18 protein-coding genes are annotated in these 13,011 nt (G+C 72.2%); 9 read left to right on the forward strand and 9 right to left on the reverse strand.

From position 1 onward, the window contains the following. Window positions 1-28 precede the first annotated feature (28 nt). The 6 genes from ACZ7JZ_RS31870 to ACZ7JZ_RS31895 all read right to left on the reverse strand — a co-directional run bounded on the left by ACZ7JZ_RS31870 (window position 29) and on the right by ACZ7JZ_RS31895 (window position 4,580). On the reverse strand, window positions 29-820 hold the full coding sequence (locus tag ACZ7JZ_RS31870) for a hypothetical protein (protein ID WP_470945552.1): 792 nt from the start codon (window positions 818-820) through the stop codon (window positions 29-31). Continuing rightward, a complete protein-coding gene (locus ACZ7JZ_RS31875; protein WP_470945554.1) occupies window positions 817-1,779 on the reverse strand; it encodes an AAA family ATPase in 963 nt (320 codons plus the stop codon). The genes ACZ7JZ_RS31870 and ACZ7JZ_RS31875 overlap by 4 nt, the downstream gene beginning before the upstream one ends. Then, window positions 1,776-2,213, reverse strand: a complete 438-nt coding sequence (locus ACZ7JZ_RS31880) for a hypothetical protein (RefSeq protein ID WP_470945556.1) — start codon at window positions 2,211-2,213, stop codon at window positions 1,776-1,778. Before ACZ7JZ_RS31880 ends, ACZ7JZ_RS31875 begins: the two co-directional genes overlap by 4 nt. Next, a complete protein-coding gene (locus ACZ7JZ_RS31885; protein WP_470945558.1) occupies window positions 2,210-2,794 on the reverse strand; it encodes a hypothetical protein in 585 nt (194 codons plus the stop codon). Before ACZ7JZ_RS31885 ends, ACZ7JZ_RS31880 begins: the two co-directional genes overlap by 4 nt. A gap of 13 nt (window positions 2,795-2,807) precedes the next feature. Continuing rightward, window positions 2,808-3,242, reverse strand: a complete 435-nt coding sequence (locus tag ACZ7JZ_RS31890) for a hypothetical protein (RefSeq protein WP_470945560.1) — start codon at window positions 3,240-3,242, stop codon at window positions 2,808-2,810. Between the two features lie 231 nt (window positions 3,243-3,473). Next, window positions 3,474-4,580 carry a tyrosine-type recombinase/integrase gene (locus tag ACZ7JZ_RS31895; RefSeq protein WP_470945561.1) on the reverse strand — a complete coding sequence of 369 codons (1,107 nt, stop codon included), beginning with the start codon at window positions 4,578-4,580 and terminating at the stop codon, window positions 3,474-3,476. A gap of 167 nt (window positions 4,581-4,747) precedes the next feature. Between ACZ7JZ_RS31895 and ACZ7JZ_RS31900 the strand changes: the two genes are divergently transcribed. The 9 genes from ACZ7JZ_RS31900 to ACZ7JZ_RS31940 all read left to right on the forward strand — a co-directional run bounded on the left by ACZ7JZ_RS31900 (window position 4,748) and on the right by ACZ7JZ_RS31940 (window position 11,310). Continuing rightward, window positions 4,748-5,530 (forward strand): hypothetical protein, encoded by a 783-nt coding sequence (locus tag ACZ7JZ_RS31900; protein WP_470945563.1) that lies wholly within the window; start codon window positions 4,748-4,750, stop codon window positions 5,528-5,530. After that, window positions 5,530-6,117 carry a hypothetical protein gene (locus tag ACZ7JZ_RS31905; RefSeq protein WP_470945564.1) on the forward strand — a complete coding sequence of 196 codons (588 nt, stop codon included), beginning with the start codon at window positions 5,530-5,532 and terminating at the stop codon, window positions 6,115-6,117. Before ACZ7JZ_RS31900 ends, ACZ7JZ_RS31905 begins: the two co-directional genes overlap by 1 nt. Then, window positions 6,114-6,314, forward strand: a complete 201-nt coding sequence (locus ACZ7JZ_RS31910; protein ID WP_470945566.1) for a hypothetical protein — start codon at window positions 6,114-6,116, stop codon at window positions 6,312-6,314. The genes ACZ7JZ_RS31905 and ACZ7JZ_RS31910 overlap by 4 nt, the downstream gene beginning before the upstream one ends. Then, window positions 6,305-7,459, forward strand: a complete 1,155-nt coding sequence (locus ACZ7JZ_RS31915; protein WP_470945568.1) for a hypothetical protein — start codon at window positions 6,305-6,307, stop codon at window positions 7,457-7,459. The genes ACZ7JZ_RS31910 and ACZ7JZ_RS31915 overlap by 10 nt, the downstream gene beginning before the upstream one ends. Window positions 7,460-7,463: 4 nt before the next feature. Then, window positions 7,464-8,102: a hypothetical protein gene (locus ACZ7JZ_RS31920; RefSeq protein WP_470945569.1), complete on the forward strand. Its 639-nt coding sequence runs from the start codon at window positions 7,464-7,466 to the stop codon at window positions 8,100-8,102. Further along, window positions 8,099-8,734, forward strand: a complete 636-nt coding sequence (locus tag ACZ7JZ_RS31925; RefSeq protein ID WP_470945571.1) for a hypothetical protein — start codon at window positions 8,099-8,101, stop codon at window positions 8,732-8,734. The genes ACZ7JZ_RS31920 and ACZ7JZ_RS31925 overlap by 4 nt, the downstream gene beginning before the upstream one ends. Further along, the gene (locus ACZ7JZ_RS31930; protein WP_470945572.1) at window positions 8,734-9,204 is read left to right on the forward strand and encodes a hypothetical protein; all 471 of its coding nucleotides are present in this window, start codon (window positions 8,734-8,736) and stop codon (window positions 9,202-9,204) included. The genes ACZ7JZ_RS31925 and ACZ7JZ_RS31930 overlap by 1 nt, the downstream gene beginning before the upstream one ends. Further along, window positions 9,201-9,578 carry a hypothetical protein gene (locus ACZ7JZ_RS31935; RefSeq protein ID WP_470945575.1) on the forward strand — a complete coding sequence of 126 codons (378 nt, stop codon included), beginning with the start codon at window positions 9,201-9,203 and terminating at the stop codon, window positions 9,576-9,578. The genes ACZ7JZ_RS31930 and ACZ7JZ_RS31935 overlap by 4 nt, the downstream gene beginning before the upstream one ends. A 226-nt stretch (window positions 9,579-9,804) precedes the next feature. Next, on the forward strand, window positions 9,805-11,310 hold the full coding sequence (locus ACZ7JZ_RS31940; protein WP_470945576.1) for a 3'-5' exonuclease: 1,506 nt from the start codon (window positions 9,805-9,807) through the stop codon (window positions 11,308-11,310). 128 nt (window positions 11,311-11,438) lie between these two features. Here the strand turns inward: ACZ7JZ_RS31940 and ACZ7JZ_RS31945 are convergent, their stop codons facing one another. From ACZ7JZ_RS31945 to ACZ7JZ_RS31955, 3 genes are all read right to left on the reverse strand, one after another. Continuing rightward, window positions 11,439-11,948, reverse strand: coding sequence for a DUF6233 domain-containing protein (locus ACZ7JZ_RS31945; protein ID WP_470945578.1), 510 nt, complete (start codon window positions 11,946-11,948; stop codon window positions 11,439-11,441). Window positions 11,949-11,992: 44 nt separating this feature from the next. Then, the gene (locus ACZ7JZ_RS31950; RefSeq protein ID WP_470945580.1) at window positions 11,993-12,475 is read right to left on the reverse strand and encodes a hypothetical protein; all 483 of its coding nucleotides are present in this window, start codon (window positions 12,473-12,475) and stop codon (window positions 11,993-11,995) included. A gap of 94 nt (window positions 12,476-12,569) precedes the next feature. Then, complete coding sequence (locus tag ACZ7JZ_RS31955) at window positions 12,570-12,908, reverse strand: hypothetical protein (RefSeq protein ID WP_470945582.1); 339 nt, start codon at window positions 12,906-12,908, stop codon at window positions 12,570-12,572. Between the last annotated feature and the right edge of the window lie 103 nt (window positions 12,909-13,011).

Here is a 13,011-nt window from a genome sequence, read left to right on the forward strand (position 1 = left end):
GTGCAGAGCGGCCGAGGGGTCAGGAGGGTCAGTCGGAGACGGCGTGTAGGCGCCGCCGGCGTCGCGGCGGAGGGTTGCCCGGGTCGGGCCAGTCGTCGGCGGCCAGCCCGTACGCGGGCGGCCTCCAGCTCGCCGGGGCGTAGTGTCGGTAGACCTTCTCCCAGGGAGCCTTGAAGTACGAGGGCAGCAGCCCGCCCCGGTTGGGGATCGGCTCGGGCGCTTCGGCGTTCTGCTCGCGCACCTGCCCGGCGACGCGCTCGGCGTGGTCGTGGTGGCGCTTGCAGAACCAGTGCGGGATCGTCCAGCCGGTGCGCGGGTCGAGCTCCAGCACCTTGTGGTGGGAGTTCGACCCGCAGATGCCCTCCGCGTTCCGGTGGTCGACGGGAGGCGGGGAGAAGCCCCCCGAGGCGTGCAGGAGCGGCGTGGGCGGCGGCCGCAGGAGCACTGCGGCGCCCTCCTCCGGCCCGGTGGTCTTGATGCGGGGCCGGTAGACGTAGGGGCGCAGGCGGGGCGCCTCGCAGCCCGGCGCGCCGCCCGGGCCCCAGTCGCCCGCCGCGGCGGGCGGCTCGTAGCGGGGTGCGTCGTCGGCGACCAGGGCGTCGAACAAGGGGCGGCCCGTCGTCGAACTCCGGCCCAGGGCCCGGGCGGCGGTGCTCAGCACCCGCCCGGGCTCGCCCGGGGCGACGAAGAGGGCGTACGCCACGGCGAGCAGGAGCTCCCGCGCTGGCGGGGAGGCCCGCTGGTCGCCGTAGATCCGGTGAGTGGTCTCCGCGTACGTCTCCGCCCGGTCCAGACGCGGGGCGTCGGCGGCCGCGCTCACCCGGCGACCGGCCGCACGTGGATCGGAATGTGGATCTCCCCGCCGCCGCAGTCGAAGTCCGCCCACTCGTGCTCGGGGGCGAGCACCCACCCGTTGTCCGTCGCGGCGCGCACCGATTCCCGGACCGCCTCGGTCCTGCTGGCGTAGTCCCCGAGGCTCACGGACGCCAGCGGCCTCCCCAGGTCGGAGGTGTAGGTGTCCACCGACGCCCCCCACGTGTCGGCCTCGATGTGCATGATCAGGAGGTGCGTGGCCTCCAGACCGGCCCGGGCGGCGAGTTCGAGGTAGCGCAGGTGGTCGGTCTGCATCACCAGGCTCTCGTACCCGGGGAAGTAGTTGCCGAGGTCCTCGTGCGCCTCCTGGTCGCCCTCCTGCGCCTTGCGCAGGAGGGCGACGGCATCCGCGATCCGCTCGGGGGCAAGGGCGTCGTCCATGGACATGGTCGCTCCTGCCGCTGCGGGGTCGAAGTCGGGCATGTCGTGCACTTCGGCGAAGCCCTCCCGCAGCAGGGCTTCCGGAGTGGCCTCTTGGGCAAGGCCGTGCTGCCAGCGCAGCGTGGCCTCGGGGACACGACGGTCGTCCGCCCGCAGCGCGTTGCGGGCCAGGCAGGTGTCGAGGTCGACCGGGAAGCGCAGAGCGAAGGCCCCGCGTCCGTGGCGACGGGCCAGCTCCAGGAGGCCCGCGCGGACCTGCGGCTCCACGTTCGTGGAGTCGACGAACACCGCGCGGCCGGCGGCCAGGTGCTCGTCCAGCAGACTGTTCTGCCGGGCGACGGCGGCCGGGGTCACCGACTGGTCGCCCGGGTTGCCCCCGCTGATCTCGCGGCGCAGCTCGTCCAGGCACACCACGGCATCTACCGGGAACCAGGCGGCGGCGGTCGACTTGCCCGAACCGGCGGGCCCGACGGCGACGAAGAGCGGTCGGGGCTCCTGCTGGTTGTTCTGCGTGGTGTCGTTCATCCCTGCGCCTTTCCGGTGTTCTCCGGCGCGACCTGCGGGTCGCTGTCCGTGTCGTGGTCGTCGGCCAGCCGTTGGAGCACGGCGGCCACCGTGGCCGCCGGGTCGAGCGCCATGGCGTCGAGCAGCGGCTGATGCAGCGCCTTGTAGCCGGTCTCGAAGCCGGTGTGGAACCGGCAGGGGTCCGAGGCCTCGGAGCAGGCGCCGCAGTTCTCCCAGTCGGTGTCGTACGGCTCGATCTCCACCCGCTCGTGCTGCTCGGACGGCGCCAGGCGGAAGGCGGCCTCAGGGCGGAAGACGCCGAGCTCGCGCTGCGGCCAGTCCTGCGGGAGCTCCCGTACGTGCAGGCCGAGGGCGGCCGCGACGGCGGGCTGGTGCTCGACCAGGCGGCGCCACAGGGTCTCCGCGGCGAGGGCGGGGTGGTCGAAGAGGCTCACAGTGTCGTCTCCTCGCTGCTCTGAGAGGCCCATTCGGCGGTCGCCTCGATGTCGACCTCCCCGCTGCCGTGGTAGACGGTGACGCTCCCGTCGGCGTCCGTCTCGGTGTACGAGGGGAGGTCGGAGTCACGGTCCGGGTCGTCCGTGCCGTACGTGCGCCGGCAGCACGCGGGGCAGCGCCACAGCGACTCACCCTCCGCCTCGAAGGGCTGAGTCGAGGCCGCGCACTCCGGGCACAACGGCGCGGAGAGCAGGAGGCGGTGCCGATCGGTCGGCAGCTCGCGGACCGACCACCCGTGCTCGCGCAGCAAATCGGCGTAGGCGGACACGAGCACGTACTCCTCCGCCGCCGCGTCGGCGAAGGACAGCCCGTTCAGGGCGCTCCCCGGGAAGGGGGTGCGGTGGCTCACGCGCACCTGCGCGGCGCCGGGGAGGCCGGAGCCGCACAGGAACCCCGCGGTGGACACCTTGCCCGTTGCGTCGAACGTCGCGGCCGGGTAGCGGGTCAGGAGCAGAGCGCGCGCGGCCGCGGCCATTACCTCGTCGGGGTCGGGGGCGCCAATCTGCTGTGTCCGTGACATGGGCGTTTCTCCTCTACTTGGGGTTGAAGATGCGGTCGAAGGCCTCGCGGAAGACGGCCACGTTCTCCGTGGTCATCCGGTAGGCGATGGCCTTCTCCCAGCTGGTGTGGTTGGGGTCGTAGTGCGGGTAGATCGGGGCTTCGAGCCCCGCGGGCCACCACTTCCGGCGCTCGCCACGGCCGATGGCGCGCGACAGGGCGATGGTCGGGCCGCGCAGCTTGCCGTCGAAGGCCGCGCGCAGCTCCTCGGCGCTCTTGTCGCCGTCGGCCTCCACGACGAGACGGGCGAAGGTGAGCCCGTTGGCCGGCAGCGAGGCGAGATACTGCACGGCGCGCTCGACGTTCCACGCGGTGTCGACCGCCACGGCGAGCTCCTCGCGGTGCTCGGCGAGCAGTTCGAGCAACTTCCGCTCGAAGTCCGGGGAGGCACCTTCGATGGTGATCTTCACGAAGGCCTCCGGTGAATTCTTGCCCGATTCTTACTTCGGTTCTGCATGGGAGGAGCATGGCGGAACCGAGACCGGCCCGTCCAGACCCCGGGAGAATCTGGCCAGAATTCTGCACGAACGAGTGAACCGGCCCTCTCCCGGCGCGAGTTGAGCGACCTCCGCACCACGTGAGAAGGGCCCTGAGCTGGGCGTATGCCTAGCTCAGGGCCCTGGGGGACGCTGTGGCGGTTCTCAGTCGGTGTCGGTCGCCAACGCGCCGGCGAGGTCGGCGCCGAGGCCGTAGCCGGGGCTGTCGTCGAGGAGCTGCTTCCTCGCGTTGTAGCGCTGGGTGGTGCGCGAGTCCTTGTGGTCGGCCCAGCTCTGGACCTTGTCGGGGCGGGCGTTCGGCTTGGCCAGGGCGTGGGTGATGCCGTCGCCCTTGGCGCCGTGCGGGCCGCGGATGGGCAGGCCAGCGCGACGGGCGAGCGCGGCGCACAGCCGCCAGACGGCCGGTTCGTCGAGCTGGGCGCCGGACGCCGTGCAGAACAGCCACCCCGTGGTGCGTCCGTCGAGGTAGTCCTGGAGCGCGTTCCAGGCCACCGGCGGAATGGGCTTCTTCCTCCGGCCGCCGCCCTTCATCTTCTCCAGATGCAGCACCCGGTGACCCTGGTCCTCGCCCAGGTCCTCCACGCGGGCGTTGAGGAGGGAGTCGATGCGCAGGGCCAGGGTGTAGAGCATCAGCAGCAGGGCGTACGCGCGCTTGCGGTACGCGGCGATGCGGTGGTGGTCCCGGGCGGTGGCCACGAGCGTCGCCCACTCGGCTTCGGTGTAGCCGGGCGTGGGCGAGTAGTCCGGATCCATCACCGGCCGCTGCACGGCGTCGAACGGGTTCTTGACCCCCGCGTCGCTGACCTTGTCCCAGTAGGAGAAGAAGGAAGAGGCGGCCGAGAGGGCGTTGGCCCGCGAGGCGTCCGAGTACGGCGGGCCGCTGCGGACCATCTCGTTGCGTGCACCGCCCTTGACCCGGACCCAGGTCGGCGTCTGCTCCAGCCACAGCCGGAACGCATCAGCCAGGGCGAACTTCACGGCCATCGGGTGGGTGCCGTGCTCGCGGGCGAACTCCTCGAACACCCGGAACCCGCGGGCGTACGCGCGCCGGGTGTTGTCCGAGCGTTGGTTCGCGATCCAGGCCCCGGCGAGCGGCGGCAGGACGTCACCGTCGCCGTACAGGTCGACGAGATGGGCGTAGAGCCTGCGGGCGTGCTCCGGCCACAGGTCGCGCGGATCGCGGACGCCGGTCGACAGTTCTCCGGCCGGCGGGACGGGAACGAGCGCGGACGCCACCTCCGGACCCGGCATGTCGGGTGATTCACCTGATTGCGGGTCATTCTGATCCGGTGTCAGCATCCCGACAGGATAACTGTAATTATCCTGTGCGTTCGTTCCGGTCACTCGGGCGGGTGAATTCGGCCGAAGATGTCAGCAAAACCCTGACACTGTCAGTCGTCAGGTCTAGCCTGACGCTCATGGATGAGACCACCGAACCCGACGAGCAGTCCCGGCCTCCGGCCCTCACTCCGGTCGACGAGGCGATGCTCGCCCGCGCGCACACGCTCTTCGAGCTCGGCGAGGCGGTGCTGCGTGACGTCGACGCCCCGTACCCGCTCGACGACCCCGGCGGCCTGCTCCGCGACGCGCTCTTCGTCCAGGGGATCGCCAACCGGCTGGTCGACCAGGCGGTGATCGTCGAGCGGGAGCGCGGCTCCAGCTGGACCGCCATCGGCAACGCCGCCGGGACCTCCAGGCAGACCGCCCACGAGCGGTGGAACACCAAAGTCGCCGCCTGGATGATGATGGGCCGCCAGCGCAACGGCATCAGCCGCGGACCCGCCGACCCGGCAGAGCACGCCCACAACCTGGATCAGTGGCTTGCAAGCCTCACCGGGGAGGCGCCCGGCGGCATCAGCCGCCACCTGACCTCCCTGCGCGACGAAACCGCCCGCCAGGAGGCCAACGACCGCCGCGCCGAGGTGAAACACCTTGAGCGACGGGCCGAGGAACTGCGAGTGGAGTGCGACAAGGCGTACCGCGCGGCGATGGAGGCCGTCGGCACGGATGCCGCCGAGGAGAAGAACGCGGTGTGGGCCGCCCGGCTTTTCGCCCGTGCCGAGGTCTTCGAGCGGCTCGCCGCCATCGAAGAACCCGCCGCCGCTGAACGCCGCCGTCGCGCGACGGCGGAGCGCGAGATCGCCGAGGGCATCCTCCGCGGCCGCACCGACGAGGACCTGACCAGCAGGGAGGCCGTGTGATGACCGAGTCCGAACACCGTCGGAAGAACGCCGCCGACGTCGCGCGGTTCAAGGAGGTGCTGTCCACGTCCCGCGAGATCCACACCACGGGGGAACTGGCGGCGCTCGCCGCCGCGTTGCCCGCCGACACCCCGCTCTTCGTCGAGGAGCACGTCCGCTCCGACCAGGCCCTGCACCCCGATCCGGTCCAGGTCGTGGTCGCGCACTGCGCCGCCGCGATCGGCCAGCCGGACCCGGACCGTCCCGACGAGCCGCCGCTGATGCTGCCCGGGCTGGGGCTCACCACCGTACGCGTCGACCGCTCCCAGGACGGCGGTGCCGAGTTCGACCGGGGCGGCCTGGAGCCCCTGGACCGGCTCGCGCGTACCGAACTGCGCCTGGTGACCGACGGGGACCTGGCCGGCGGGATCACCGACGCCGCCGACGTCCTCGGCATGGTGGCCCGGCTCCTCGACGAGGGCGCCGGGCTCATCCCGGCCGACAACGACGCGCACGCCGGTATCCGGGTCGAGATCACCCGGCTTGAGGCCCTGGCCGATCGCCTCCGGAAGATCGCCCCCTCCGCGCAGAAGGCGGCCAGCGAATGAGCGACGAGCCAGTACAGGTCCACCCCGACCAGGGCGCCCTGTTCTCGACCCCCAAGCCGCCCATCGTCATCGACTACGCGCGCGCCGACGGCGGCCCGCTCACCGACGAGGACCTCGACCGGCTCCAGGAACTCGCCCGCACCGCCTCCACCCTCCCCATCCCGCCGTCCGGAAAGGTCACCATCCGATGCCGCTGAACGTGCCGCTCCTCCTCACACCGGGAGAGCCGGACCGCCACTACACCGTCCACCTGCACCGCGTGCGCTGGAGCGTCGGCTCGGTTTCCCGGCCGCTCACCGCCGACCACCTCAGCGCGCTGGGGGCCAACGCCGAGCGAGGCCTGCGGCTGGTCTCCGAGTGCATCGCCGCCGAACTGACCAACGCCGACGTCGAGGTCACCGAGAACCCCGACGGCTCTGCCGAGGCTGTGGCCCGCGTGCTGTGCACCGAGGACCAGTGCGCCGCCGTCGCCGAGCGCTACCGCCGCGACGCCGACGAGGACATCGAGGCCGACGCCGCCCGCGACTGGGCCGCCCGCCAGCTCACCGACCAGAGCGTCGAACTCCTGCGGCTGCGGGGCGAGCTGGAACCGGCGATGCCCGGCAAGACCGTTCAGGACCTGGTCGACTACGTGCTGGCCTCCCAGCGCTGGCGTACCGGAGGTGCCACCGATCGCGTCGTTCTCGGATTGGACGAGTTCGCCCACCTGGTCCGCGAGGGAGGGATGTTCCCCGGCATGACGGCTGACGAGGCCACGGCGCAGATCGAGCAGCTGATCCGACAGGGCCGCGAGCCGTTCCCCGTCGAGCCCACCCACCGCATCACCGATGCGGACGGACAGACCTCCCTCACCACCTGGACGCCCGGCCCGGAGGACGTCGCCTTCATGGCGCCGGAACACCTGGTCCGCGAATTGGAGCAGGTGGCCCGTCAGGTTGCCGAGGGGGACACCCGCCACGTCGTCGTAGCCCGTCTCGCCCTCCTGGCCAGCGGGGCGGCGGCCAGTTCCGGCGAGGCGTCCCGGCCGACTTGCCCGGACCGCTGGCCGCACGACTGTGAGCCGGACGGGAACCCCACCCACGATCTGCTGCACCGCGTCCGCGACCGTCCGAAGATCGTTGACGTATGGGAGGCGCGAGCCGCAGGCCTTGGGCCCGGCAGCGTGATGTCGCTGCGCACCCTCCCGGAGTCACTCCCCGCCGACGACAGCGCCGCGGTCCTCGTCTACCGGGAGGACACGCCCGGCCTCGGACTACTCAACGCCGTTCTCACGGGCAACGACGACGCCATCCATGACGCCCGCACCGGACTCCTCCGGTGGCTCACCGCGGAAGGAAAGTAGCCCGATGTCCCTGATCACCACCGTCACCCTGCCCGAAGGCACTCCGGCCGTCGTGCACACCGAGTCCCTCGGCCGCGGGGAGAGCGAGGACCGCGCCGAACTCGTCGCGACCCTGCTGCACAACCTCGCCGTCGAGAGCGAGACCAGCGAGTGCGCCGCGCTGCGTGCGGCCACCACCGCCAAGACGAAGGTGACCTTCCGGCAGGAAGGCCCCTGGGAGCTGGGCGAGATCCGCGTCCTGTGCATCGACGAGCGGTGCCGCGCGGCGGCAGAGCAGTACGAGATGGAGCTCGGCGAGGAGCACCCCGACGCCCCGGCGGCCCGGGCCTGGGCGTCGGCCGCGGACGAGTACACCCGCGATCACGCCCAGGAGCTCGCGGCCGCCACCGTCCTGGACGCCAACCTGGTGCGGCTGTCCGCCGGCGACCCGGACGCTGGACGGATCTTCCCCCCGGGCTGCTTCACCGCTGAGTGGATCACGCGCATCCCCGGCTTCGACCTGGCCGAGGCGGTGAAGCAGTACGCCGCCGCCAAGCAGGCCGAGGGCCGGATGGACCGGTACTACGAGCTGTTCGCGGGCTCGGACCTCGGCGACGACTACCGCTTCCCGCCCGCCGGCGCCGCGACGGAGGCCGCTCGATGAGCAGTTCCGACGCCCTCGCCGCCCACCTGGAGTGGGAGCCGTTCGCGCACCGGGCGGACTGCTCCAAGCCGGTGTGGGAGGTCGACCACCAGGTCGTGTACGGCAAGCTGCGGCCCCGCCACGAAGGCGCGGAGCACGTGTGCCCCAACGAGGAGTGCGGCCACGGCGACCGCCACGACCGGATCACCGTGCGGCTGCTGTGCCGCGCCTGCGACACGGTCCGCCTGATCGGCGGCACGGAGCACGACACCGAGACCACCACCACGGCGCGCATCGGCTACGGGCAGACCCCCAAGCGGGTGGCCGGGCTGTGGCTCTACCCCGGTCCGCCGCTCCTCCGCCTGCGGGAGTACAACACGCCCGGCGCCTACCTCTGCTCCCGGGAGAAGGTCGACCGGCTGTCGGAAGAGGACATCGTCGGCGCGGTCACCGAAGGCCGAGGAAAGCGCGGCGCCACCGTGTGGCACGCGGCGATCGGGCCCAAGTTCCACCCGCCCGCCCGCGGCCTCTCGGGCTACGCGGTCTGGGCGAAGAACAGCGGCGAGAAGTCCTTCACCAGCGTCACCGCAGCAGCGAAGTGGGTGGCGTCCGAGCTGGACGCCACCACCACCGACACCGAGGAGAACACCTGATGGCCGACTTCGAGCAGTGGAAGGCCCTCCGGGTCAGCCGACCCGACGACGTGCCTGCGGGTACTCCGCTGAGCTGGCAGGCGGACAGGGCCTACGAGCACGCCGTCCGTGTCTGGGACAACAACCTCCCGGCGGACTTCCCGCACCCCGTCGAGCGGGGCACCGCGCACGACGCCGTGGCGGAGCTCGCGCTGCGCGAGTCGATCCGCCGGGACGTCGAAAACGGCCGGGGCACCCGCCTGCACACCGCCCTGGAGCTGGGCGCCACCTGGGCCGAGGTAGCGGCCGCGCTCGACATCAGCCCCGACGACGCCCGCGCACTGCTGCGGCAGTGGGCCGACGGTCAGCACCACCTGTACCTGAGCGACCAGGAGCAGGACAGGGACAAGCCCCTCGGATTCAGCCCGGACCAACACGCGGCCGTCATCGCCCTGACCGAGCGCGGCAACGACGAGGGGGCGCCACAGTGAGCATCGCCGCACGCACCTGGGGCGTCTGGGAGCCGATCGCCACGGACACCTACCCCCGGAACAGCATCTACGCCCGCCCGCTGGAGTGGTGGCCCTCCGGCCGCGCCGCCGAGGCCTCGCTCCGAGCCCGCAGCCCGCGCAAGCCCGGCACCACCAACATCGACCCCGAGCGCCGGGCGGACGGCCTGGTCAAGACCGACGCCCAGTTCTACGGGAACCAGGAGTCCGCCATCTTCCTGTACGAGGTCGACGGCGAGCCCGGAACCGACCCGCGCCCCGCCGGCACGCCCTACGCGGTGCTGGAGTTCGGCCCGCGGGGTGGCATCCGCCGTCGCGCTCTCGCCCCCTCCGACAGCACCGAGTCCCCGGCCTGAGACAGCCCGCACCCGCAGAACCAGGCCCCGGTGCCGACCGGCGCGAACGGCAGGTACCCCCCACGACCTGACCGCGCCGGGCGGTGCCGGGGGAGCGGGGGTCCGGGGGCCGGCGAAGGCCCCCGGGACCACCGGCCCCCGCCACCGATTCACCCCCCACCGAGCTGACGGCCGCCCCGCAGCGGGCAGCCCCACCCACCGATTCGCAGACCACGGAGGTACACCGATGACGGACACCACGACGACGGCAGAGGCGACCGTCCCGGAGCAGGCAGCGCCGCCCGAGGAGAAGACGTGGCCGGAGGCACTGGGCGCCAAACGGCTGGCCGGGATGCTCGCCGAGGTCACCAGCGAGCCGGTCCGCGCGCTGGACGTCGAAGTGCTCGTCGAGCGCGAGGTGTTGGTCGCGGTCGACGAGTACAAGGGCTGGCCGATGTACTCCACGGAGGCCGCGCGCGAAGTCGACATCGAGCTGCTGCGCGCGATCGTGGCCGAGCGGGTGGCGTGGTTCGAGGCGAGCCTGACCAGGGACGAGGCCGCCGAGCGGATCGGCTGGCACTGGCGCGACATCGCCCGCATGGGCCGCGAGGGCCGCATCACCACCGGACGCGCGGACCGCTACCTGATTGCCGACCTGGACAAGCTCGCCGCCGAGGCCGACGGCGAGCAGTACATCACCGCGCAGGCCGCCGCCGATGTCCTGGAGATCAGGCCCGCAGACTGGAAGTACGTCGAGGCGGCCGGATGGATCGCGCCGGCGGATACGTACGAGCGCGAGGTCGGCCGCTACCGCACCGTCACCGTGGTGCTCTACCGGCTCGGCGACGTCCGCGACCTGCGGGACATGCCCGGGGTGGACTGGGAGGCCGCCCGCGGCGTCGCCAAGGGCAAGCCGTCCCCGCTGCGCGAGTACGCCAAGCTCGCGCCCACCCGCGCCGACGCGGTGAAGGGCTTCTGCCAGAAGCTCGCCGACCGGCACGGCACGACGGTGTGGGCGTGGCACTCCCCGTACTCGGGCGGGTGGGAGCTGGACTGGGCCCGCACCGAGGGCGGCCCGACGAAGGAGACGGTCCGCGCAGAGCTCGCCGCCGACCCGGTCGTCGGCTCCTACGCCGACGAGATCACCCTGTGCCCGACCTGGGGCCGGATCACCCGCCGGGCCCGGCAGCTCCTGGAGCCGGACGTTGCGGTCGTCCTGGACACCGAGACCACCGACCTGTACGGGCAGACGATCGAGCTCGGCGTCGTGGACGCGGCCACGGGCAAGGTGCTCCAGGACACCTTGGTGAAGCCCACGGAGCCGATCACCAGCGGCGCCTACTACGTGCACGGCATCTCCGACGAGGACGTGGCGGACGCCCGGCCCTTCGAGAAGGTCCTCCCGCGCCTGCGGAAGGTCACCAAGGACAGGATCGTGTGTGCGTACAACGTCGACTTCGACAGGCAAGTGATCTTGGGCGACGTCCGGCGGGCCGGGAAGAAGCCGGTGCACCTGGAGCCTCGCGAGTCCTGGTACTGCCTCATGAACGCGTACGCCGAGTGGCTGGGATCGTCACGCTGGCTCCGGCTCGGCGGCGGCCACCGTGCGGTCGGTGACGCCCTCGCGGCGCGCGACGTCCTGGTGCGCATGTCCCAGGGCCGGGGCAACATCTTCACCCCGCGGCCGGCGGCCCCTGGCGACCCCGTTGCCGGGGCTCCCGCCGGGACCGCGCTCGCGGCCGCCAACGCCTGAACACCCCGCATCCCCACGCCCCCTTCGGGGCGGGTGCTCGAGGAACGCCCCACCACCGTGGGCGCCCTCGGCCCCGTACGGAGGGGGCGTGCCTCGTGCACCCTCACACCGTCGTCTGCGCGCGGGCCTCAGTCGTTCTCGCGCCCGAACCCGCGCAGCAAGGGGTCCAGCTCGATGGCCGCCCGGCACACGGTGCACGTCCTCACCCGCGGGTTCTCGGCAGCCGTGAGGGCCGCTTCGAGCTTGAGCACCGGGGCACCGGCCGGTGCCTCCGGGCAGTCGGAGACGTGGAGCACCGACTCGCCGCGGCCGCGGCCGCGCTGCGGCAGCTTCTCCAGCACCCAGCCCCACGGCTCGCCCGGCCCCGGGTCCGGGTACGTCGGCGGCGGAGGCAGCAGCTTGCGCGGGACGTCGTCGTACGAGACCCCATCAATGGGCTTCACCTGCGCCACCGGGTCCAGCCACACCCGGTACTCCGCCGCCTCCACCTGGCCCTGATCAGTGTTCCTCCAGACCGCGATGCCCACGAGGTAGCGCCAGCCGCCAGGGACCTGTTCCCGCTCGATCAGACGCGCCGCGAGCGTCTGCCCGTCGGGCATGACGACGGTAACGGGAGCGGGCGGCGGATCGGAGGACACGCCCTCACCGTAAGCGGTACGTGGGGCAAGGACGGCCCTGGGAGCTATCGCTGCGGCGGCAGGCCGCACGGTCCCCGATGGGAGGGGAGCTGCGGGCAGGGACGACCGACCCGGTCAATCCAGCGCGAGCAGCGGCTCCTGAAGAACTCAGCGTCCGGGATGTGCCAGAGCGTCTCGTCCTGCTCGCGCTCCCACTCCGAGGGCTGCTCTTCGGTCCGTTCGATGTCGCCCACGGCCAGGCTCAGCTCGACGCCGGTGTCGAAGACGACGCGATACGGGAACGGGGTGACGTAGCGGCGGACCCGAATCATGCGGCCGAGGGCGCCGGCGGGCACGTCGTACGGTTCGCGGCAGTCCTCCCCCTCCGCCTCCAGGTCCTCGTCGAGGTACGACCCGCGAAGCCGACGGGCGGCCTTCACGCGGTCGCCCTCCCGCAGGGTCAGGGAGCCGACCCGGACCCGCCGCACGATCTCCAGCCGGTCGTCCAGCGAGAGCGCGTCGAGGGTGTCGTCGAGCCGTGGTGTCATGCCGCCACGATAGGGCCCGGTACTCCCGAAGCTGCGGCCAGGTGCCAATTGGCACCTGGCCGCAGCTTCGGGAGTACCGGGCCCAGCGGGGGTTCTACCGCTCGCGCAGCTCGTACGGGCTGATCTCCTCGTACCGGTCGTCGGACTCATCCCGGCCGAAGCCTTCTTCCCAGCGCTCCGGCCAGTTCGCCGGGCCGCCGACCCGGAACCGATCGTCTGCCCATCGAGGTTTCCCCACGCAGAAGGCGTGCACCTGGGGCTGGTCGTCGCCGCTCCGACGGACGAACTCCTCGTCGTAGATGAGGAAGTGGCCCATGTCGTCGCGGTCCTCGCGAACCTCTTCCGGCAGAGTGACCACACGGGTCACCTTGTCGTCGTCAACATCGACCTCGACCATCACCGGCACCACGTACCGGACCCACCGCTTCGCCACCGTTCCGCCCCCTTCTGCCAGGTCTTCCGGCTGCAAGCTATCGGAGGAGCCCCACCAGAGGGAGCAGACCCCAGAGCGTCACTCTCGGCTACTTGTCACTTCG

The organism is Streptomyces sp. NPDC038213 (assembly GCF_055600495.1).

Excerpts from the sequence above, each read along its gene's own strand:
- ACZ7JZ_RS31900 (WP_470945563.1), top strand. The coding sequence starts at position 4,748 with ATGGATGAGACCACCGAACCCGACGAGCAGTCCCGGCCTCCGGCCCTC.
- ACZ7JZ_RS31930 (WP_470945572.1), top strand. The coding sequence starts at position 8,734 with ATGGCCGACTTCGAGCAGTGGAAGGCCCTCCGGGTCAGCCGACCCGAC.
- ACZ7JZ_RS31925 (WP_470945571.1), top strand. The coding sequence starts at position 8,099 with ATGAGCAGTTCCGACGCCCTCGCCGCCCACCTGGAGTGGGAGCCGTTC.
- ACZ7JZ_RS31940 (WP_470945576.1), top strand. The coding sequence starts at position 9,805 with ATGACGGACACCACGACGACGGCAGAGGCGACCGTCCCGGAGCAGGCA.
- ACZ7JZ_RS31915 (WP_470945568.1), top strand. The coding sequence starts at position 6,305 with ATGCCGCTGAACGTGCCGCTCCTCCTCACACCGGGAGAGCCGGACCGC.
- ACZ7JZ_RS31905 (WP_470945564.1), top strand. The coding sequence starts at position 5,530 with ATGACCGAGTCCGAACACCGTCGGAAGAACGCCGCCGACGTCGCGCGG.
- ACZ7JZ_RS31885 (WP_470945558.1), bottom strand. The coding sequence starts at position 2,794 with ATGTCACGGACACAGCAGATTGGCGCCCCCGACCCCGACGAGGTAATG.
- ACZ7JZ_RS31910 (WP_470945566.1), top strand. The coding sequence starts at position 6,114 with ATGAGCGACGAGCCAGTACAGGTCCACCCCGACCAGGGCGCCCTGTTC.
- ACZ7JZ_RS31895 (WP_470945561.1), bottom strand. The coding sequence starts at position 4,580 with ATGCCGGGTCCGGAGGTGGCGTCCGCGCTCGTTCCCGTCCCGCCGGCC.
- ACZ7JZ_RS31920 (WP_470945569.1), top strand. The coding sequence starts at position 7,464 with ATGTCCCTGATCACCACCGTCACCCTGCCCGAAGGCACTCCGGCCGTC.
- ACZ7JZ_RS31875 (WP_470945554.1), bottom strand. The coding sequence starts at position 1,779 with ATGAACGACACCACGCAGAACAACCAGCAGGAGCCCCGACCGCTCTTC.
- ACZ7JZ_RS31950 (WP_470945580.1), bottom strand. The coding sequence starts at position 12,475 with ATGACACCACGGCTCGACGACACCCTCGACGCGCTCTCGCTGGACGAC.